This window comes from Massilia sp. TSP1-1-2, from assembly GCF_049896185.1.
GTDB lineage: Bacteria > Pseudomonadota > Gammaproteobacteria > Burkholderiales > Burkholderiaceae_D > Telluria_A.
On sequence record NZ_JAFCTU010000012.1, the window covers coordinates 45,757 to 66,576 of the forward strand.

At 64.1% G+C, this 20,820-nt stretch carries 19 protein-coding genes; 15 read left to right on the forward strand and 4 right to left on the reverse strand.

The features are described 5' to 3' along the window. Nucleotides 1-28: 28 nt before the first annotated feature. On the forward strand, nt 29-274 hold the full coding sequence (locus ACP7BV_RS12520; protein ID WP_426104157.1) for a DUF2442 domain-containing protein: 246 nt from the start codon (nt 29-31) through the stop codon (nt 272-274). 40 nt (nt 275-314) lie between these two features. After that, a complete protein-coding gene (locus tag ACP7BV_RS12525; RefSeq protein WP_426104158.1) occupies nt 315-1,058 on the forward strand; it encodes a hypothetical protein in 744 nt (247 codons plus the stop codon). A 91-nt stretch (nt 1,059-1,149) separates the two neighbouring features. On the opposite strand, the gene paaX is transcribed toward ACP7BV_RS12525, so the two are convergent. Next, the gene (gene paaX, locus ACP7BV_RS12530) at nt 1,150-2,073 is read right to left on the reverse strand and encodes a phenylacetic acid degradation operon negative regulatory protein PaaX (protein WP_426104159.1); all 924 of its coding nucleotides are present in this window, start codon (nt 2,071-2,073) and stop codon (nt 1,150-1,152) included. Nucleotides 2,074-2,179: 106 nt separating this feature from the next. On the opposite strand from paaX, the gene paaA reads away from it, so the two are divergent. The 12 genes from paaA to paaZ all read left to right on the forward strand — a co-directional run bounded on the left by paaA (nt 2,180) and on the right by paaZ (nt 14,114). Continuing rightward, nucleotides 2,180-3,166: a 1,2-phenylacetyl-CoA epoxidase subunit PaaA gene (paaA, locus tag ACP7BV_RS12535; RefSeq protein WP_426104160.1), complete on the forward strand. Its 987-nt coding sequence runs from the start codon at nt 2,180-2,182 to the stop codon at nt 3,164-3,166. A 133-nt stretch (nt 3,167-3,299) separates the two neighbouring features. After that, the gene (paaB, locus tag ACP7BV_RS12540) at nt 3,300-3,584 is read left to right on the forward strand and encodes a 1,2-phenylacetyl-CoA epoxidase subunit PaaB (protein WP_176652393.1); all 285 of its coding nucleotides are present in this window, start codon (nt 3,300-3,302) and stop codon (nt 3,582-3,584) included. 8 nt (nt 3,585-3,592) lie between these two features. Next, entirely contained in the window at nt 3,593-4,348 is a 756-nt protein-coding gene (paaC, locus tag ACP7BV_RS12545) for a 1,2-phenylacetyl-CoA epoxidase subunit PaaC (protein WP_426104161.1), read from the forward strand. Further along, nucleotides 4,348-4,866 carry a 1,2-phenylacetyl-CoA epoxidase subunit PaaD gene (paaD, locus tag ACP7BV_RS12550; RefSeq protein ID WP_426104162.1) on the forward strand — a complete coding sequence of 173 codons (519 nt, stop codon included), beginning with the start codon at nt 4,348-4,350 and terminating at the stop codon, nt 4,864-4,866. Before paaC ends, paaD begins: the two co-directional genes overlap by 1 nt. A gap of 10 nt (nt 4,867-4,876) precedes the next feature. Further along, nucleotides 4,877-5,953, forward strand: a complete 1,077-nt coding sequence (gene paaE, locus ACP7BV_RS12555) for a 1,2-phenylacetyl-CoA epoxidase subunit PaaE (RefSeq protein ID WP_426104163.1) — start codon at nt 4,877-4,879, stop codon at nt 5,951-5,953. 13 nt (nt 5,954-5,966) lie between these two features. Next, nucleotides 5,967-6,758 carry a 2-(1,2-epoxy-1,2-dihydrophenyl)acetyl-CoA isomerase PaaG gene (paaG, locus tag ACP7BV_RS12560; RefSeq protein ID WP_426104164.1) on the forward strand — a complete coding sequence of 264 codons (792 nt, stop codon included), beginning with the start codon at nt 5,967-5,969 and terminating at the stop codon, nt 6,756-6,758. Between the two features lie 2 nt (nt 6,759-6,760). Further along, a complete protein-coding gene (gene paaH / locus ACP7BV_RS12565; RefSeq protein ID WP_426104165.1) occupies nt 6,761-8,317 on the forward strand; it encodes a 3-hydroxyacyl-CoA dehydrogenase PaaH in 1,557 nt (518 codons plus the stop codon). Continuing rightward, on the forward strand, nt 8,310-8,771 hold the full coding sequence (gene paaI, locus ACP7BV_RS12570) for a hydroxyphenylacetyl-CoA thioesterase PaaI (protein ID WP_426104166.1): 462 nt from the start codon (nt 8,310-8,312) through the stop codon (nt 8,769-8,771). Before paaH ends, paaI begins: the two co-directional genes overlap by 8 nt. A 16-nt stretch (nt 8,772-8,787) precedes the next feature. Further along, on the forward strand, nt 8,788-10,104 hold the full coding sequence (gene paaK, locus ACP7BV_RS12575; protein WP_426104167.1) for a phenylacetate--CoA ligase PaaK: 1,317 nt from the start codon (nt 8,788-8,790) through the stop codon (nt 10,102-10,104). 17 nt (nt 10,105-10,121) lie between these two features. Continuing rightward, a complete protein-coding gene (gene pcaF / locus ACP7BV_RS12580) occupies nt 10,122-11,327 on the forward strand; it encodes a 3-oxoadipyl-CoA thiolase (RefSeq protein ID WP_426104305.1) in 1,206 nt (401 codons plus the stop codon). Nucleotides 11,328-11,432: 105 nt separating this feature from the next. Next, the gene (locus ACP7BV_RS12585; RefSeq protein ID WP_426104168.1) at nt 11,433-12,029 is read left to right on the forward strand and encodes a phenylacetic acid degradation protein PaaY; all 597 of its coding nucleotides are present in this window, start codon (nt 11,433-11,435) and stop codon (nt 12,027-12,029) included. Nucleotides 12,030-12,044: 15 nt separating this feature from the next. Next, nucleotides 12,045-14,114 (forward strand): phenylacetic acid degradation bifunctional protein PaaZ, encoded by a 2,070-nt coding sequence (paaZ, locus tag ACP7BV_RS12590; protein WP_426104169.1) that lies wholly within the window; start codon nt 12,045-12,047, stop codon nt 14,112-14,114. A 152-nt stretch (nt 14,115-14,266) separates the two neighbouring features. Here paaZ and ACP7BV_RS12595 read toward each other — a convergent pair whose 3' ends face one another. The 3 genes from ACP7BV_RS12595 to ACP7BV_RS12605 form a co-directional block, all read right to left on the reverse strand. Then, nucleotides 14,267-16,441 (reverse strand): sensor domain-containing protein, encoded by a 2,175-nt coding sequence (locus tag ACP7BV_RS12595; RefSeq protein WP_426104170.1) that lies wholly within the window; start codon nt 16,439-16,441, stop codon nt 14,267-14,269. 90 nt (nt 16,442-16,531) lie between these two features. Then, nucleotides 16,532-17,914, reverse strand: a complete 1,383-nt coding sequence (locus ACP7BV_RS12600; protein ID WP_426104306.1) for a DUF1501 domain-containing protein — start codon at nt 17,912-17,914, stop codon at nt 16,532-16,534. Between the two features lie 26 nt (nt 17,915-17,940). Further along, nucleotides 17,941-19,674, reverse strand: coding sequence for a DUF1800 domain-containing protein (locus ACP7BV_RS12605; RefSeq protein WP_426104171.1), 1,734 nt, complete (start codon nt 19,672-19,674; stop codon nt 17,941-17,943). A 260-nt stretch (nt 19,675-19,934) separates the two neighbouring features. On the opposite strand from ACP7BV_RS12605, the gene ACP7BV_RS12610 reads away from it, so the two are divergent. Continuing rightward, nucleotides 19,935-20,639, forward strand: coding sequence for a hypothetical protein (locus ACP7BV_RS12610; RefSeq protein WP_426104172.1), 705 nt, complete (start codon nt 19,935-19,937; stop codon nt 20,637-20,639). Nucleotides 20,640-20,820: the final 181 nt, after the last annotated feature.

Genomic DNA, 20,820 nt, shown 5'->3' on the forward strand with positions numbered 1-20,820 from the left:
TGGAGGGGTTTACATGTTAGGCATTTTCTTGAAATCGGCAAAAGTCACCAGCATTAACAGCCATGGCTTCTGGATCAAGTGCGGCGATGAAGAATTGTATTTGCCGTTCGTCGAGTTTCCCTGTTTCGAACACGCGACCGTCCCGCAAATCTGCCGCGTCAAATACGTCAGCTCGACCCGCATTCACTGGCCTGAACTGGACGTCGACTTCACGCTCGAATCGCTGCGCAACCCGCTCTCGTCTCCCGACAGCACCTTTCACTACGATTGCTAAACAGCTGTAGAATGGCGGCACATCCTCCATGGGAGTGAGCGTGTCGCCGTTTTCGCTGTTCTTTACCATTGTTTTGCTGTGTCCTGGCCTGTGCCTGGCCGCAAAGCTGCGCGTGTGCACCGACGTGCATCCGCACGCACCCTACCTGCTGCCCGACGGCGGCGGCAGTGTCGGCAAGCTGGTCGAAGCGGGCGCCCGTGCGGCCGGTTTCGAGCTCGAATTTTACGCCGTGCCGCTGGCGCGCTGCCGCGCCGAAGCCGAAGTGAACGTCGTTCATGCGTTTCCCATGACGCCCTATATTCCCAACGTACTGCCGTATGCCCGCTACCCGATGCGCCACGGCGTGCCCGATGCCGCGCGCGCCACCATGCGTGCGCGCATCATGCTGTACCAGCGCAGCGGCGGGCCGGTCACCTGGAACGGGCGCCGTGTTGGGGGCTTGGTGCGCCCGGTGCTGGTGCCCTCGGGCAGCCTGGCCATGATCGACGTGCTGCGCAAGATTGGCGCACCGATGGATGAGCAGGGCCGCTCGCTGCACGCCAACCTGTCCAAGCTGCTGGCCGGCCGGGGCGACGCCGCAGTCGGCGTCTGGGATGAGGGCGAACGCTTGCTGGCGCTGCCCGAATTCGCCGGCAAGATCGAAATGCTGGCGCTGCCCGTGTACGAGCAGGCCTATTTTCTGGTCGTCACCAAGGCGTTTTATGCCGAGCACGGCCCGGCCGTGGAAACCATGTGGGACACGATCGGGCGCCTGAACCAGAATCCGCCGCCCTTGCGCAGGTAGCCGCAGGTAGCCGCAGGTAGCCGCAGGTAATCGAAGTAAGCACAAGTAAGCACAAGTAAGCACAAGTAAGCACAAGCAAGCCCAAATCCGCTTACAGTCCCCCGAAGCGCTGGTAAAACGCAGCGTCCGCGGCGCTCGCCTGCGCGTCTTCGCGCCGCAGCGCGGCCAGCACATGCTGCTCGGCTGCGGCCTGCGTCATCCGGTACAGCGCGCGCGCCAGTTCATATGCCGCTGAACCCGGCCACGGATCGGGCAGCAGTTCAATCGGCAGCATTGGATCATGCAGCTGCACCCGGCGGTAAGCGTGAATGAGCAGCGTGCGGATCACGAAGGCTTGCTCCGGCGCTAGCGGCGCGCTTGCTTCCAGCAGCGCCAGCAGGGCCGAAAACTGGTCGATGAAACCGCGATAACCCTGCACCACGGCCGACAAATCCCAACCCTCGGCGGCCAGCTCGCGCAGCGGACGGCCCGCCACGCCCGGCAGTTCACCGGCGCGCAGCACCAGCAACTTGCCCTGCACGCCATGGCGCTGCAGCAGTTCGGCGATCACGTCGGCCCTGGCCACGGGATGGCCGAACATGCCCGGCGCGATCTGCGCGTAGCCTTCCCACGCCAGCTCTTTCTTGAGCGTGACGCGGGTAGGGGCGTCGATACTGTTGCCGGTCGCTAGCAGCATGGTCCAGCTGCCGTCCCAGTGCGTGGCCAGCGGCGCGTAAATGCGTCTGTTGGCCCGTTCAAAGCGCGGCAGCGCCTGCGGCAAGATCGCATACGAACTGCGGCGCCCGTCGCGGTTGGCCACCAGCCAGCCCTCCTGCGCCAGGCGAAACACGCTGGTGCGCAGCAAGCGGTCCGACACGCCCACGCTCGCCAGCAGCTCGATCAGGCTGCCCAGCCAGATGGTGCCGCCATGGGGCGCGATGGTGTCGCCGAAGATCGTCATCACCAGCGACTTGGAACGCGGCGGGTCGGTGGCCAGGAACTGGGCTATCCATTCGGTCGGGGTCAATAGTTTCATACGCGAATCTTACCGTGAAAAACAATATGATCCACAAAAAGTGGTATACTTCGGGTTTTTTGTATCGTATTATGGTTTCCCAGTCTTAGCAACGGGAGCAACAACCATGTACGCACAATTGGTGGAAACCGGCCTGACAAAAGTCCAGACGGCCGAGGACATGGGCGAGCAGGAGCTGGCCTTCCAGGCCCGCATCGACGCCGGCATCAAGATCGAAGCGAAGGACTGGATGCCCGACGCTTACCGCAAGACGCTGATCCGCCAGATTTCCCAGCACGCGCACTCCGAGATCGTCGGCCAGCTGCCCGAAGGGAACTGGGTCACGCGCGCGCCCACGCTCAAGCGCAAGTCCATTTTGCTGGCCAAGATCCAGGACGAAGCCGGCCACGGCCTGTACCTGTACAGCGCGGCCGAAACGCTGGGCGTCTCGCGCGACGAACTGCTCGCCGCGCTCCACTCCGGCAAGGCCAAGTACTCGAGCATCTTCAATTATCCCACGCTGTCCTGGGCCGACATGGGCGCCGTGGGCTGGCTGGTCGATGGCTCGGCCATCATCAACCAGATCCCGCTGTGCCGCTGCTCGTACGGCCCGTACGCGCGCGCCATGATCCGCGTCTGCAAGGAAGAATCGTTCCACGCGCGCCAGGGCTACGACATCATGCTGAGCCTTGCCAAAGGCACGCCCGAGCAAAAGGCGATGGCGCAAGATACGCTGAACCGCTGGTGGTGGCCGTCGCTGATGATGTTCGGCCCGTCCGACGCCGAATCGGTCAACAGCGCGCAGTCGGCGCAGTGGCGCATCAAGCTGTTCTCAAACGACGAACTGCGCCAGCGCATGGTGGACCAGACCGTGCCGCAGGCCGAGTTTTTGGGCTTGACCGTGCCCGATCCCGACCTCAAGTTCAATGCCGAGACGGGGCATTACGAGTTTGGCGAGATTGACTGGAGCGAGTTCCAGAATGTCTTGAAAGGGAACGGGCCGTGCAACCGCGAGCGCTTGGCCACGCGTGTCAAAGCCTATGACGACGGCGCATGGTTTCGCGATGCGCTCGTTGCGTACGCCGACAAAAAAGCGGTACGCGCCGCCGCGTAATTGAGATTGGCGGAATGCGCGCTACGCGCTTTTCCGCCCTACGATTGGAGCTGACGCAGCATCGTAGGGCGGAAAAGCGCGTTGCGCGCATTCCGCCATGATCCGCCAAGAACAAAACACCGGAGAACAAAAAATGAGCAAAGAATGGCCCCTGTGGGAAGTCTTCATCCGCAGCCAGCACGGCCTGGCCCACAAACACGTAGGCAGCCTGCACGCCCCGGACGCCGAAATGGCCGTCAATAACGCGCGCGACGTCTACACCCGCCGCAACGAAGGCGTCTCAATCTGGGTCGTGCGCGCGGCCGACATCGTCGCCTCCAGCCCATCCGACAAAGGCGCGCTGTTCGAGCCGTCCAACAGCAAAGTCTACCGCCACCCGACCTTCTTCCCGATGCCGGAAGAAGTCAAGAACCTGTGAGCGCGGCCGTGACCGATCCAAAATTCGACTACCTGCTGCGCCAGGGCGACAACGCCCTGATCCTGTCCCAGCAGCTCTCCAAGCTGTGCGGCAAAGGCCCGGCGCTGGAAGAAGACATGGCCCTGACCAACGTCGCGCTCGACCTGCTCGGGCAAACGCGCATGTGGCTCACCTACGCGGGTGAACTCGAAGGGCGCGGCCGCGATGAAGACGCTCTGAGCTTCCTGCGCGACGCCCACGACCTGCGCAACTGCCTGATCGTCGAGCAGCCGAATGGTAACTACGCCGACACCATGGTGCGCCAGTTCTACTTCGACACCTGGCACTATTTCCTGATGCAAGGCTTGACCGCCTCCACCGACCCGCGCATCGCCGACATCGCCGAAAAGTCGATCAAGGAAGTGACCTACCACCTGCGCCGCAGCGGCGACCTGATGGTGCGCATGGGCGACGGCACCCCCGACAGCCACGTCAAGACCCAGGCCGCCGTGAACGCCCTGTGGATGTACAGCGGCGAAGTGTTCCTGTACGACGCCGTCGATGAAGCGATGGTCGCGCTGGGCGTGGCCCCCGCCGCTGACGGCTTGCGCGCCAGCTTCCTCGAACACGTGTCCGAGATCCTGGCCGAAGCCACCTTGAGCATGCCCGACCCCGCAGCCTGGATGCAGCGCGGCGGCAAAACCGGCCGCCACAGCGAGCACCTGGGCTTCATCCTGGCCGAAATGCAGTTCCTGCAGCGCGCCTATCCCGGCGCACAGTGGTAATGCACGCGCAGAGCGCCAGCATCGAACAGGTCTGGACCTGGCTGGCCGCCGTGGCCGATCCGGAGATACCGGTCATCTCCGTGGTCGACCTGGGCATCGTGCGCGCCGTCGCTTTCGAGGGCGACGCCTGCGTCGTCACGATCACGCCCACCTACTCCGGCTGCCCGGCCATGCAGGTGATCGCCGAATCGGTGCAGGAAGCGCTGCACGGTCACGGCGTCCATAACGTCAGGCTGGTCAACCAGCTCTCGCCCGCCTGGACCACGGACTGGATGAGCGACGCCGGCAAGGCCGCCCTCAAAGGCTATGGCATTGCGCCGCCGGCCCAGCAAGTGGTCGACATCAGCGGCTTGCACGCAGGCGTCAAGCGCCGCGCCGAGCCGCTGTTGATCGTTGCCTGTCCCAATTGCGGGTCCACCCACACGCAGCTCACCAGCCAGTTCGGCTCCACGCCCTGCAAGGCCCTGTACAAGTGCCTGGATTGCCGCGAACCCTTCGATTACTTCAAGTGCCATTAAGACGAGCCCAATGAGCAAATTCCATCCCTTGCGCATCGCCCAGGTGCGCCACGAAACGCGCGACGCCATCGTCGTCACCTTTGCCGTGCCGCCCGAACTGGCGCCAAGCTTTCTCTACCAGCAGGGCCAGCACTTGACGCTGCGCGCGCTGATCGACGGCGAAGACGTGCGCCGCTCCTACTCGATCTGCTCGGCCGTCCAGGAGGGCTTGCTGCGGGTGGCCATCAAGCGCACGCAAGGCGGCCTGTTCTCCAGCTGGGCCAACGATAACCTAAAGAGCGGCATGACGCTCGACGTCATGCCGCCCATGGGCCACTTCAACGTGCCCCTGAACGCCGACAATGCGCGCCACTACCTCGCCTTTGCGGCCGGCAGCGGCATCACGCCGATCCTGTCGATCATCAAGACCACCCTGCTGGCCGAACCTGACAGCCGGTTCACGCTGTTTTACGGGAACCGCGCCTCGTCGGCGGTGATCTTCAAGGACGAGCTGTCCGACTTGAAGGACACCTACATGGGGCGCTTGACACTGGCCTACGTCATGAGCCGCGAGCAGCAGGATATCGCGCTGTTCAACGGGCGCATCACCAAGGAAAAGTGCGAGCAGTTCATCGCTCACTGGATACGCGTGGAGGACATCGACGTCGCCTTCATCTGCGGCCCTGAAGACATGATGCACGGCGTCTCGGCCGCCTTGCAGGAAGCCGGCATGCCCAAGGAGCACGTCAAGATTGAACTGTTCGCCGCCAGCATTCCCAAGCACCAGCACCAGGCGCGCACGCTGGACGCCGGCGCGCGCCACGAGACGGAAGTAACCGTCATCATGGATGGCAGCCACACCAGCTTCACCATGGACAAGGACAAGGAATCGATTCTCGACGCGGGCCTGCGCGCCGGCATCGACATGCGCTATTCTTGCAAAGGCGGCGTATGCTCTACTTGCCGCTGCAAGCTGATCGACGGCAAAGTCGATATGGACGCCAACTACGCGCTTGAAGACTACGAGATCGCCCGTGGTTTCGTCCTCAGCTGCCAGGCCTTCCCGGTCACCGACAAGGTGGTCGTCGACTTCGATCAAGCAGAATAAAAAGGGCACAGCCATGAACTTCGAACACATCAAATTCACGCTGAACAATGGCATCGCGGTGCTCACGCTGAACCGCCCCGATAAACTGAACAGCTTCACCCAGGCCATGCACATGGAAGTGCGCACCGCGCTGGTGGCGGTCAAGACGTCGCCCACCGCGCGCGTGCTGCTGCTGACCGGCGCCGGGCGCGGCTTTTGCGCCGGCCAGGACTTGTCCGATCGCGCCGTCGAGCCGGGTTCCGAGGGCGTGGACCTGGGCGAATCGGTGGAAACCTGGTACGCGCCGCTGGTGCTGGCCTTGAAGGCCTTGCCGATGCCGGTCATCTGCGCCGTCAATGGCGTGGCGGCCGGCGCCGGCGCCAACCTGGCGCTGGCCTGCGACATCGTGTTGGCCGGTAAATCGGCCAGCTTTGTCGAAGTATTTTGTAAACTTGGCCTGATCCCCGACACCGGCGGCACCTGGCACCTTCCGCGCCTGGTTGGCCATGCGCGCGCGATGGGCATGGCGCTGCTGGGCGAGAAAATCACCGCCGAGAGGGCCGAGCAGTGGGGCCTGATCTGGAAGTGCGTGCCCGACGAAGCGCTGATGGACCAGGCCATGGCCATGGCCGTGCACTTTTCGACGGCACCCACCAAGGGCCTGGCCTACACCAAGCAGGCGCTGCTGGCCAGTTCGGCCAACACGCTGCCCGAACAGCTCCAGCTTGAAGGCTTGATGATGCGCGAACTTGGCTACACGGCCGACTACAAGGAAGGCGTAGCCGCCTTCATGGGCAAGCGCCCGCCAAATTTCAAGGGAGAGTGAGCATGGCGACGGCACTGGAAAAAGGCAGCGTGGTTGCCGTCATCGGCAGCGGCGCGATGGGCGCGGGCATCGCGCAGGTGGTCGCGGCCGCAGGCTACGAGGTCAAGCTGTTCGACACCCGTCCCGAGGCGGTGCAAAAAGCCATTCTTGACATCGGCAAGGTCTACGCCAAGCTGGTGGAAAAAGGCCGCATGGGCGGCGCCGACGCGCAAGCGGCGAATGCGCGCCTGCACTGCGTGGCCGACCTGCACGAGGTGGCCGGCTGCGCGCTCGTCATCGAAGCGATCGTGGAAAACCTGGACGTCAAGCGCATGCTGTTTGCCGACCTTGAAAACGTGGTGTCCGACGACTGCATCCTGGCCACCAATACCTCGTCCATTTCCGTGACCGCGATCGGCGCCAAACTGCGCCGCCCCGAGCGGCTGGTGGGCATGCACTTTTTCAACCCGGTGCCGCTGATGGCGCTGGTCGAAGTGATCAGCGGCCTGGCCACATCGCCGGTCGTCGCTGGCACCGTCTTCGCCACCGCTGCCGCCTGGGGAAAGAATCCCGTGCACGCCAAGTCGACGCCGGGCTTCATCGTCAACCGCGTCGCCCGTCCGTTCTACGCCGAGGCGCTGCGCCTGCTGTCCGAACAGGCCGCGGACCCCGCCACGCTCGACGCCGTGCTGCGCGACGCGGGTGGCTTTCGCATGGGCCCGTTCGAACTGATGGACCTGATCGGCCATGACGTCAATTTTTCAGTGACGCAGTCGGTCTTTAACGCGTACTTTGGCGACCCGCGCTTCATGCCGTCGGTGCTGCAGCAAGAAATGGTCAACGCCGGCTTTTTGGGCCGCAAATCGGGCCGCGGTTTTTACCAGTACGGCGACGAGGCGGTGAAAGCGGCAGCCAGCCTTGAAGCGCCACAGCCCAAGCCGGAGGCGGTTGGCGTGAGCATTGAACCGGGCGTGAAAAACGCCGTCACCGAACCGGTCGAACAGCGTCTGCGCGCTGCCGGCTTTAGCGTGGCGCACCGCAAACCCTTGCCGGGCGCCGGCCAGCACGAAGCACCGGGCTTTCATTGCAACGGCGCCGCCGTGTTCCTGACCGACGGGCGCACGGCGACCGAACGCGCCAACGCCAACAACCATCCCGACACCGTGCTGTACGACCTGCAGTGCGACCCGGCCGGCGCCACCCGCATTGCGCTGGCCCGTTCGGACCAGTGCAGCGACGCGGCCTATGGCGCCGTCGTCGGCCTGTTCCAGGCGGCCGGCCTGCACGTCACCCGCCTTGACGACGTGCCGGGCATGGCCGTCATGCGCACGGTTGCCATGCTCGCCAATGAAGCTGCCGACGCCGTCAACCAGGGCGTGTGCTCGGCCGCCGCGGTCGATATCGCCATGCAAAAAGGCGTGAACTATCCGCGCGGGCCGCTCGCGTGGGCCGACAGCGTGGGCATCGCGCACGTGGTGACGGTGCTGTCGAACCTGGCCGCCACTTACGGCGAAGAGCGCTACCGCGTCTCGCCGCTGCTGCGCCGCAAGCTGGCCAATGGAACGCGCTTTCATGGATGAGCTGCCAACGCTGGCTCAGGCTCAGGCTCAGGCTCAGGCTCTGGCGCTGGCCGAACTGGCCGGCAAGACCATGTTCGAGCGCGATAATGCCAGTGGTGCGCTGGGCATGCAGCTGTCCGAAATTCGCCCCGGCTACGCGCGCATGACCATGCCGGTGCGCGCGGACATGCTCAACGGGCACGCCACCTGCCACGGCGGCTACATCTTCATGCTGGCCGACAGCGCCTTTGCGTTCGCCTGCAATTCGCATAACCATAATACGGTTGGCGCAGGCTGCACCATCGACTACCTGGCGCCTGGCCGCCTTGGCGACCTGCTGACCGCCGAAGCGGTGGAGCAGGCGCTGGCCGGCAAGACCGGCGTGTATGACGTCAAGGTGAGCAACCAGGAGGGACGCACCATCGCCCTGCTGCGCGGCAAATCGCATCGCGTCGCCGGCATGGTGGCCGGCTAACGCTGGGGACAACAACATGGTTCAACGCATACCTGCACCGGGCGACCTGGAGCCGATCGAAACTGCCAGCGCCGACGAGCTGCAAGCTTTGCAGCTGCAGCGCCTGAAATGGTCGCTCAGGCACGCCTACGACAACGTGGCGCATTACAAAGCGGCGTTCGACGCGGCGGGGGTGCATCCGGACGATCTGCGCTCGCTGGCCGACCTCGCCAAATTCCCGTTCACCGACAAAAAGACCCTGCGCGACAATTACCCGTTCGGCATGTTCGCGGTACCGCGCGAGAAAGTGGTGCGCATTCACGCCTCGTCCGGCACCACCGGCAAGGCGACCGTGGTCGGCTACACGCAAAACGATATCGACACCTGGGCCGGCGTGGTGGCGCGTTCGATCCGCGCGGCCGGCGGGCGGGCCGGCGACATGGTGCACGTCGCCTACGGCTACGGCCTGTTCACCGGCGGGCTGGGCGCCCATTATGGCGCCGAGCGCCTGGGCTGCACCGTCATCCCCATGTCCGGCGGGCAGACTGAAAAGCAGGTGCAGCTGATCTGCGACTTCAAGCCCGAGATCATCATGGTCACGCCCTCGTACATGCTCAACATCGTCGAGGAATTCACGCGCCAGGGCCTGGATGCTGCCAAGTCGTCGCTGAAAGTGGGCATCTTCGGGGCCGAGCCGTGGACCGAAGCGATGCGCCGCGAGATTGAACAGCGCGCCGGCATCGACGCCGTCGACATCTACGGCCTGTCCGAGGTGATGGGCCCGGGCGTGGCCAGCGAATGCATCGAAAGCAAGGACGGCCCGGTGGTCTGGGAAGACCATTTTTACCCCGAGGTGATCGATCCGATTACCGGCGACGTGCTGCCCGACGGCGCAGAAGGCGAGCTGGTATTCACCTCGCTGACCAAGGAAGCGCTGCCGGTCATCCGCTACCGCACGCGCGACCTCACGCGCTTGCTGCCGCCCACCTCGCGCGCCATGCGCCGCATGGGCAAAATCACCGGCCGCTCGGACGACATGCTGATCATCCGCGGCGTGAATGTCTTCCCCAGCCAGATCGAGGAACTGATCCTCAAACTGCCCCTTCTGGCGCCGCACTACCAGCTCATTGTCGCGCGCGAAGGGCACCTCGATACGCTCGCCGTCAAGGCCGAACTGCGCGACCCATCACTGTCGCAGGACGCCATGGCGGCACTGGCGCGCGAGCTTGAACACCATATCAAGACCTACGTGGGCGTGACCACGCGCGTCACGCTGGTCGGCCCGGAAGGCATCGAACGCACGCTGACCGGCAAGGCCAGGCGCGTGATCGACCAGCGCCCGACATTAACCTGAAAGCAGCCATGACCAATATGTACGACGCCTTTATTTGCGACGCCATCCGCACCCCTTTCGGCCGCTACGGCGGCTCCCTGTCGGGCGTGCGCGCCGACGACCTGGCCGCGCTGCCGATCGCCGCCCTGATCGCGCGCAATCCGCACGTGGACTGGCAAGCCGTTGACGATCTGTACTACGGCTGCGCCAACCAGGCCGGCGAAGACAACCGCAATATCGGCCGTATGGCGGCGCTGTTGGCCGGCTTGCCGCCCGAGGTGCCGGCCAATACCATCAACCGCCTGTGCGGCTCGAGCCTGGATGCTGTGGGCATCGGCGCGCGCGCCATCAAGGCCGGTGAAGCACAGCTGATCATCGCCGGCGGCGTCGAGAGCATGACGCGCGCGCCGTTCGTGATGGGCAAGGCCGACAGCGCCTTTACGCGCGCCGCCAAGATCGAAGACACCACGCTCGGCTGGCGTTTTGTCAACCCGCTCATGAAGGCCAAGTACGGCATTGATTCAATGCCCGAGACGGCCGAGAACGTAGCAAAGGAATTTGGCATCAGCCGCGCCGACCAGGACGCGTTCGCGCTGCGCAGCCAGCAGCGCTGGGCCGCGGCGCATGCGGCGGGCGTGTTCAAGGAAGAGATCGTGGGCGTGACGGTTCACCAGAAAAAGGGCGAGTCGCGCCTGTTCGATACGGACGAACATGCAAGGCCCGACACCAGTCTCGAGATGCTCGCCAGGCTCAAGGGCGTGGTGGCGCCGGATGGCACGGTCACGGCGGGCAATGCGTCAGGCTTGAATGATGGCGCCTGTGCGATGCTGATTGCGTCGAGCGATGCGGCGGGGCGGTTTGGCTTGACGCCGCGTGCGCGCATCGTCGGGATGGCAACTGCCGGTCTCGCGCCGCGGATCATGGGTTTTGGGCCGTCGCCGGCGAGCCGGAAGGTGCTGGCGATGACCGCGCTAACGATTGGCCAGATGGATGTGATTGAATTGAACGAAGCGTTTGCGGCCCAAGGGCTGGCGGTGACGCGCGATCTGGGGCTGGCCGACGATGCCGCGCATGTGAACCCGAATGGCGGTGCGATTGCGATCGGCCACCCGCTCGGTGCCTCGGGTGCGCGGCTGGTGATGGCGGCGGTCAATCAGCTGCACCGCACGGGCGGACGGTATGCCCTGTGCACCATGTGCATCGGCGTCGGCCAAGGCATCGCCTTGATCGTCGAAAGAGTGTAGTCGTGTCCGTAGGGCGGAAAAGCGGAGCGCATTCCGCCATGCTTGCCACAGTGGCGGAATGCGCTCCGCTTTTCCGCCCTACGTGTGGATGGATCGGTACCTACTATGGTTAAAGTTTACGAAATCAACGGCGTGCGGCCAGTAGTCCACCCCACCGCCTACATCCACCCGTCCGCAGTCCTGATCGGCGACGTGATCGTCGGCCCGCGCTGCTACGTCGGCCCGCTCGCGTCCCTGCGCGGCGACTTCGGCCGCCTGATCATGGAAGAAGGCGCCAACCTGCAAGACAGCTGTGTCATGCACGGCTTCCCGGGCGACGACACCGTGGTCGGCGTGGACGGCCATATCGGTCACGGCGCCATCCTGCATGGCTGCCGCATCCTGCGCAATGCCATGGTCGGCATGAACGCCGTGGTCATGGACCAAGCCGTTGTGGGCGAAGAATCGATCGTCGCCGCCATGAGCTTTGTAAAGGCCGGCATGATCATCCCCCCGCGCAGCATGGTCATGGGCACGCCCGCCCGCGTGGTGCGCGCGCTGACCGACCAGGACGTCGCCTGGAAGAGCTTCGGCACAAAACAGTACCACGACCTGGCCGTGCGCTCGCTGCAGACCATGCGCGAAGTCGACGCCTTGACCGAACCCGAAACCGACCGTCGCCGCATCGACTTCGGCGTTGACGCGCACGCCCCAAAAAACTAAATCTGGAGACCCACCATGTCCAACGTAGCAACCCTGCAAAGCCTGATCGGCGGCCGCTGGCTCGGCGCCGAAGCATCCGTTCCGCTCCACAGTGCCCTGAACAATGCGCTGATCTATCACACCCACGCCGAGAAAATTGACTTCGACGAAGCCGTTACCTACGCCCGCAAGACCGGCGTGCCGGCGCTGATGGCGCTCGACTTTCAAAAGCGCGCGCTGGCCTTAAAAGCGCTGGCGCTGTACCTGATGGAGCGCAAGGAAGAGCTGTACAAGGTCTCGGCCCTGACCGGCGCCACCCGCAGCGACAGCTGGGTCGACATTGAAGGAGGCATCGGCACCCTGTTCGCCTACGCCAGCATGGGCAGCCGCGAACTCCCGTCCAGCAATGTGCTGCATGAAGGCCCGGCACTCGCGCTGGGCAAAAACGGCGGCTTTGCCGGCACCCACATCCTGGTGCCGCGCGGCGGCCTGGCGGTGCACATCAACGCCTTCAATTTTCCGATCTGGGGCTTGCTTGAAAAATTCGCGCCCAGCTTTTTGGCCGCCATGCCCTGCATCGGTAAACCTGCCACGGCCACCAGCTACCTGACCGAGGCGGTGGTGCGCATGATCCACGATGCCGGCATCCTGCCGGAGGGATCGCTGCAGCTCGTCATCGGCAGTACCGGTGACCTGCTCGACCGCTTGAGCGGCTTTGACGCAGTCACCTTCACCGGTTCGGCCGACACCGCCGCCATACTGCGCGTGAACAAAAACCTGGTCGCCAATTCGGTGCCGTTCACCGCCGAAGCGGACTCGCTCAATTGTGCCATCCTGGGCCCGGACGTGTCGCCCGACGATGAAGAATTCGACCTGTTCGTCAAGGAAGTGGTGCGCGAAATGACTGGAAAATCCGGCCAGAAGTGCACCGCGATTCGCCGCATCATCGTGCCGCAAAACCGCATCGAGGCGGTTGGCGAGCGGTTGCGCGCGCGCTTGGCCAAGATCGTGGTGGGCGACCCGTCGGTAGAAGGCGTGCGCATGGGCGCGCTGGCTTCGATGGCCCAGCAGCGCGACGTGGGCGAGCGCGTTGCGCTTCTGGCCAAGGGCAATGAGGTGCTGTTCGGTTCACAGGATGGCTTTGCGCCGGTAGGCGAAGGCGTAGCTGACGGCGCCTTCTTTTCGCCTACGCTGCTGCTGTGCCGTAACGGCATGAGCAACGACGCCGTGCACGACATCGAAGCCTTTGGCCCGGTCAGCACCATGATGGCTTACACGGACCTGGACGAAGCGCTGGCGCTGGCCGCGCGCGGCAAGGGAAGCCTGGTCAGCACGCTGTGCACCAGGGACCCGATGATCGCGGCCAGGGCGGTGCCGGTAATCGCCGCCTCGCACGGACGCGTGCTGGTGCTCGATCGCGAAGCGGCGGTCGATTCGACCGGGCACGGTTCGCCATTGCCCCAATTGAAGCATGGTGGCCCCGGCCGCGCCGGTGGAGGCGAGGAGCTGGGCGGGATCCGCGCGGTGCGCCACTTCCTGCAGCGCGCCGCGTTGCAGGGTTCGCCCACCATGCTGGCCGCCGTCACGGGCGAGTATGTGCGGGGCGCAGCGGTCAAGGAAAGCGAGCTGCATCCGTTTCGCAAGTACTTCGAGGACCTGGAAATGGGCGACTCGCTGCTGACGCACCGGCGTACCGTGAGCGAGGCCGATATCGTCGCCTTTGGCGGGATCTCGGGCGATTTTTTCTACATGCACTTTGACGAGATCGCGGCGCGCGAGTCGCAGTTCGGCAAGCGCATTGCGCACGGTTACTTTGTGCTGTCGGCCGCGGCGGGCTTGTTCGTTTCGCCCGCGCCGGGGCCGGTGCTGGCCAACTACGGGCTCGATAATTTGCGCTTCATTACGCCGGTGGCCATTGGCGACACGATCCGCGCGCGGCTCACGTGCAAGCGCAAAGTGGACCGCAACCGCACCGATGAACAGGGTGTCGGGCAGGGCGTTGTGGCGTGGGATGTGCAGGTGACGAACCAGAATGACGAACTGGTGGCGAGCTATGATATTTTGACGCTGGTGATGAAGCGCTCATTGCGGCTGGTGCAAACCTAAGCTGGTCCCGGGCGGAACATGGCGGAATGCACTTCGTTTTTCCGCCCTACGTAAACCTCGGCTCGCCTGGCGGAATGCACTTCGTTTTTCCGCCCTACGCATACCTCGGACCGTAGGGCGGAAAAGGCCTTGGCCGCATTCCGCCAAGCGAGCTACAGATGCCTGCCCGACCGCACCAGCGCCTCGAACTCACCCGCCGGCAGCGCCTTGCTGAACAAGAAACCCTGCATCTCATCGCACGCAAGCGTGCGCATCACCGCCAGCTGCGCGTCGGTCTCCACGCCTTCAGCTACCACCTTCAGTCCCATGCTGTGCGCCATGGCGATAATGGCTGCGGCAATCGCCTCATCCCCGGCATTGCTGCCCACGCCCGATATGAACGAGCGGTCGATTTTGACGAAATCGAACGGAAAGCGCTTGAGCTGCGCCAGCGACGAATACCCGGTGCCAAAATCATCGAGCGACAACTGCACCCCTAGCGCCTTTAACGCGCGCAGATTGCGCGCAGCCTCGTCCGGGTTGTCCATCACCGCCGTCTCCGTCAGCTCGAACTCAATAAACCGCTGCTCGAGCCCATACGCGGCCATCGTGCCGGCGATCATATTGAGCAGCTCGGCCTGCATGCACTGCACCGCCGACAAATTGATCGCCACCGGCACAATGGCCGCGCCGCTGTCCTGCCACGCCTTTTGCTGCGCGCAGACCGCGTCGATCACCCACGCTCCGATCGGCCGGATCAAGCCGGTCTCCTCGGCCAGCGCGATAAAGTCGATCGGCCCGACCACGCCGCGCTCCGGATGGTTCCAGCGGATCAAGGCTTCGGCGCTGACCACCGCGCCGCTGACCAGGTCCACGCGCGGCTGGTAGTACATCTCGAACTGATGCTCTTCGAGCGCCGTCTGCAGCGCGTGCTCGAGCGCCATGCGCGCGGCCAGGGCAGCGTTCATGCGCGGCGCGTAGTACAGATAGCGCTCGCCCGACGACTTGGCGTTCTTGAGCGCCGCCTCGGCGTGCTTGAACAGCGTCTCAGCGTCCGCGCCGTCGGCCGGATACAGCGCCAGCCCGGCGCGGGTCGAGATGCGCACGTCGTGGCCGTCAAGCTCGAACGGCTGGTCGAGCGCGCCGAACACCGCCTGCTGCAAGACTTCGGCCGCGTCTTCGCCGCGCGCCAGTTCGGCCAGCGTCAGTGCAAAGGTGTCGCCGCCGATGCGCGCCAGGTTGTATGCGTCGGGCAGGCAGGCGCCCAGGCGCTGGGCGATCTGTACCAGCAAGGCGTCGCCGGCGTGGCGGCCCAGCGCGTCGTTCAACTGCGCAAAGCGGTCCAGGTTGATCAGCGCCACCCCCAGCAGCGGGTGCGACCCGGCATGCAGCAGTTGCGCCAGCCGGTCCTGGAACAGGCGCCGGTTGGGCAGGGCGGTCATGACGTCGTAATAGGCCATGTAGCTCAGCTGCTCTTCGCGGTCCAGGAACAGCAGCGCAAACGAGAGGTCGCCGGCCAGTTCGTTGAGCACTTTCAGTTCGTCGGCGTCGAACACGTGGGGCGTGTCGGACACCAGCGTGAGCACCGCCTCCAGGCGCTCGCCCACCAGCAGCGGAAACGACGCCACGGCCCGAAAGCCGCGCGCGGCAAGGTGGTCGCAGAAGGGGACCATGGCCCCATCTGTATCGATGTCGTTGCACACGACCGGGGTGCGCTCGCGCGCCGCGCGCGTGGCAATCCAGCCGCTGTCAAGCAGCGCCGCCCGCGCCGGCAAAGCGCACCCTGCATGGGACTCATTGCGCAGCGTTGCGCCGTGCGCCTCCGCCTTGTCGATGCTGGCCGCGACGAAGCCGCCTTCCATGGTCGCCAGGCGGCACGCTTCCTTGAACAGGGCATCACGGTCGCGAATGCGCACAATGGCCGAATTGATCCCCGACAGCAGCGCATAGACGCGGTTCAGGCGAGCGATCTTGCGCTGCGCCTGGACCCGGTCCGTCACGTCATGGGCCAGCACGAACTTGCACGCGCGGCCGTGAAACAACAAGGGGTGCGAGCTGATCTCAACGTCGATCAGCGCGCCTTCTTTTGTGCAATGGTGCCAGGTGCCGGATTTCTCGAACGTGTCGCGCGGCGCGCTTTTCAGGTTGGCGTACAGCCTGGGCAGTTCATCGGCGGGGCGCAGATCGGCGATCGTCAGCGCCAGAAATTCCGCCTCGCTGTAACCGTAGTGAACGACAGCGGCCGTGTTTACCGCCAGGAACGCCAGCGTCTCCAGGTCGTACACCCACATTGGCAGCGGGTGCGCCAGGAAAAGTTCGTCAAACGACGTGTCGTTCGGTTCTGCCATCAAGAAAGTTCGACCGCATGGAAACTGCGACGCCGTACGTTGTAAAAAATGCAGCTAGCAAAAGATGCGGTAGTGTTTCAAGACTGAAGTTTAAACGAAGCCGAGCTTGCGCACGGTTGAATTGTAGTTCGACAAGTTAGGCAATAGCGACAGCAATTCGCTGTCCGAGACGCCGAGCCAGCCGCCGACGGTGGCGGCAACTTGTTCGACTGATGTGGTCGGCAACAAGCGCCCCTGGCCCACATCGTCCGGGCCGCCGTTGGCGACAATTGGCGCGGTACCGTAAAACTTGCTGCCGTTCACTGCGCCGCCCATGACAAAATGCATGCTGCCCCAGCCGTGGTCGGATCCGTTGGCGTTGCCCGTCAGCGTACGGCCAAAGTCTGATGCGGTAAACGTTGTGACCTGATTGGCAACGCCAAGTTCCGCCGTCGCTGCATAAAAGGCCGCCAGCGCGTCGCCCAGTTTGCTCATCAATACCGGGTGGTCGGTCAGCATGCCGTCGTGCGTATCAAAGCCGCCCAGCGACACGAAAAACACCTGGCGCTTGGTACCCAGCGTGCCCGATGCCGAGATCATGCGCGCCACCAGCTTGAGCTGGTCGCCCAAGCTGTTCCCGGCCGGGAACACCGTGGTGAGCGCCGGGGCGCTTGCCAGCGCGCCAGTCAAGATGTCATTGGCCTCGATCGAGCGCTTGCTGACGATGTTGTATTCGTTTTCCAGCATGTGCGCGCGTGGCTGGGTAATCAGCGTGCGCAGGGCAGCGCTCGCCGCGCTCGAACCAAACAAGGGATTTTTCAAGCCGGAAAGCGGGACCGAGCCGCTGGTCGATACTTGATATTGCACGGCGCTCTTGCCGGACAAATAGACGGCATTGCCCGACACGTTCACGCAGGTGAAGGTAGCATACGTGTTTCCCGCCTGGAACAGGTCGCCCATGCGCCCGCCCCAGCCCGAGGTTGCCCCTTCCGGCGAGGATGATTGCCATACCGATTGCTGGTCATTGTGCGAAAACAACTTTGGCGGCAGCTTGACTGACTTGTTCGTGTATTGCGTCTTGGTGGTCGGCTGCACCAGCGTGCCGACGTTGAGCAGCACGCCCAGCTTGCCCGTATTGAACAAGGGCACGAGCGGCGCCAGGCCCGGCGCCAGCGCGTACTGGTGGGCGAACCCGGCCGTGTCGAGCGGAGCGGTGGCGCTCGTGAGCGCGGTGGCGGCCAGGCTGTCGCGGCTGTGGGCAAACGACGGTCGCGCCTGCTGGTAAATAGCGTAATTGCTGGTGTCGTACGGCACCAGCGTGTTCGCATAGTCGTTGCCGCCGTACAGGAATACGCAGACCAGCGCCTTGTAATCGGTGGCGCCTGCCGCGCTCGCTTCCGCCATCGCAGCCAGGTTGATTGCCCAAGGCGCCGCCACGCCGGCAACGGACAGGGCCGATGCGCGTTTCAGAAAGGCGCGCCGCGATGCGGTCATTCCATCTTTGCTGTTCAAGGCGGCTCCTATTTTTGCACAATGAATTCAGGCGCGGCCATCACCATGACGAGCGCTGCGTAAATGCGGTTAAGTCGGCTTGCATCGGTGCCCGATGGCATGCTGTCCAGCGCGCCTTTGATCAATGCCACCGTTGGCGCCGACAACTGGCCGGCGACCAGCACCACGTTGATTTCATCGAGCAGCGTTTGCGCCGTGTCGGCCAGCGGCAGCAGGGCGCTGTAGTCGCCCTTGACGTCGCCCACGCCGCGGCTGATCACGGTCTGCAGGTAATTGACGTAGCCAACCACGGTCGACTCGTTAGTGATCTGAAACTCCGGCGCCACCAGGCCGGCCGTGCCCATGGCACTGTTGGGCGGCACGTAGCCGGGCCGGAAAAAATTGAACACGCTGCCGGAACGCAAGGGGCTCTGGCCCAGGCGCGTGCCCGGATCGGACGTATTGCCAATGGCCCAGGCGTCGCTGGGGGAGGTGGCCTTGAAGGCGCGGCCCCAGGCGGTCAAGCGCAGGATCGGCTCGCGCAATTTGCCGAAGCCAGGCTCGAGCAGGTGCGCCGCGCTGCGCGCTTCGTCGTCGAGCAAAATAGCCTTGATCACGGCCTTCAGGTTGCCCTTGACGCCGCTGCCATCGTTATTGAACACGGTAGCCACGCGCGTCACGTAGGCCGCGCTCGGGTTGCTGCACACCATGCGCTGGATCAGCTGGCGGCCGATGAACGGCCCCACGTTGGCGTGCGCAAAGATAGCGTCCAGCGCCTGGCTCAGGCTGGCGACACCGTCGACGCCGGCCGCGATCGTGGTGCCCAAAAATGTCTTGCTGCCCCCCTCGTGACGGGTGGCGGTTTGAATCATCGGGCGACGCTTGAAGTCCGGCGTGTCGGTGGTGGTGCCCGTCAAGTCGTAGTTCCAGCCGGTGAACACGCGCGCCAGGCCGGTGATGTCGTCCAGCGTATAGGTTTCCGTGGGCAGGCCAGTGCGCAGTTTTGGCGTGCCGTCGAGGTTAAGCTGGACCAGGCCGATGGTAAACAGCTGCATGATTTCGCGCGCGTAGTTCTCGTCCGGCATGGCGCCGGTGGTCGCGTTGAACTTGACGTTGTTGCGGTAGGTGAGAAATTCACCCATCGGCGCGCTGAGCGAGACTTGTTGCAGCAGCGTGCGGTAGCTGCCAAAGGCGTTTTCTTCCAGCAGGTCGAGGTAGGCGGCGGCCGAAAATGCCTTCCAGCCCGAACCGACGAAACCGGTGACGGCCGCGACCAGAATTTCGGAGAGCGCGAGCGTGACGCGCTGGCGCAAGGTGTCGGGCGCGGTGAGCAGCTTGCGCCACTGGCAGGCGTCGGCGCCCGCTTCGCTGTTCTTGTTGGCCGCCGCGTCGTAGCCGCCTGCCACCAGATAGTCCCAGCGCGCGCCGCTGGCCGGCATGGCAAATTGTTCGTCTAGCCAGCCGGCGTAGCCGAGCAATTGCACTTTGGTGATTTGCTCGCGCGTGGCGCCCATCGAGGCCTGGGCCAGGAAGCGCGAGGCCCGTTCGGGGGTGACGGGTTCGGGCGGAACAACCACCGGGGGCGGTGTTGGTGTCGGGGTGGGAGCGCCGCCACCACCGCCACCACCGCCGCCGCAGGCGGAAAGCGCCACGCCGGAAAGCAGGGCGCCAATTGGCAGGGCCAACGAAGGCGGCGCGGCGCGGGACTTGTCGAGGGAATCAGCTTCGATATCGGTCAGACAATCATCATGTGACACTGGCATGGCAACCACCCTGATGTGTTCGTTTGTCTGTCGATAATAGATGATTTTAGGAAAGTAACCTATCTCCCATTTGTAAATATTTGTGAATGGATTTGCTGTACCATCCGTGGCGAAGTGATGGCCGTGAACGCTGTAAAAGTATCGCCTGGCGCGCTGTTTGGTCCCGCCAGGAGAGACTTTTCATTGCGCAGCGGGTGTGGCCTTGATCCTAAATATACTTGGTGATCATCGTAAAGTCACTGACCTGCTCCATGCAAACCATGTCATCAACCATCCGGCAGCGTGGCGCCACAGCTGCCGCGCTGGTCCTGTCGCTCGCGGTGACCGGATGCGCCACTGTGACCCACACCATCCCTCAAGATATTGCCTCGACCGACACGCCATTCGAAGTACGCTCAGCCGGCCGCATGTACCAGCTATTTAGCGACGGATACTTTCAAGTGGGCAGCTATGGGGTGACGGGGATACACCATGACATCAGCGTTGGAAATGAGCTGAGCATCGGCCAGTACAGCCAGGCAAGCGCGACGGGACGTTTTACCTTTGCCATCGCCGGCCCGCGCGCCGCCTGGAGCGCGCAATGCAACCGCGTGTTCCAGTCGAGGGCGATTGCACTGCGCCGGGTGGATGTGGAATCGAGCAAGTCCATGCTGTATTGCGAACTGGGCAGCGGCGCGCAGCGCGCCACGCTGGAACTGCACGACAACGCCAAGGGTTTATACGGACTGGTCCAGATCGGCAGCGATCGCTACGACATGCGCGGTTTTTCACACGACAATTCTGCGGCGGACCCTGGTACGGTTTCCGATGTGCTGGGCCTGCGCATCGACCGCGGCGGCCAGAATGTGGCCGCGCTGGCGCTCGCCCGTCCCGGGACCTTCTGGCTCAACAGCCGCTTGGCGCCCGAACAGCAAGACGCCTTCGCCGCCGTGCTGGCGGCCTTGCTGATCAACGCCAGGCACTGATGGCAAGGCGCTGCCACTAGGGCCTAGTGCCGGTGAACATTCTCGGCTGATGCCACGCACATTCGTCATTGCAAAAATCTATAATGCCGATATGCCTTCCAATCGAGTTTTCACCTCTGCCAAAATCGTCCCGGCTGCGGCTGCGGCTGCGGCTGCGGCTGCGGCTGCGGCTGCGGCGTCG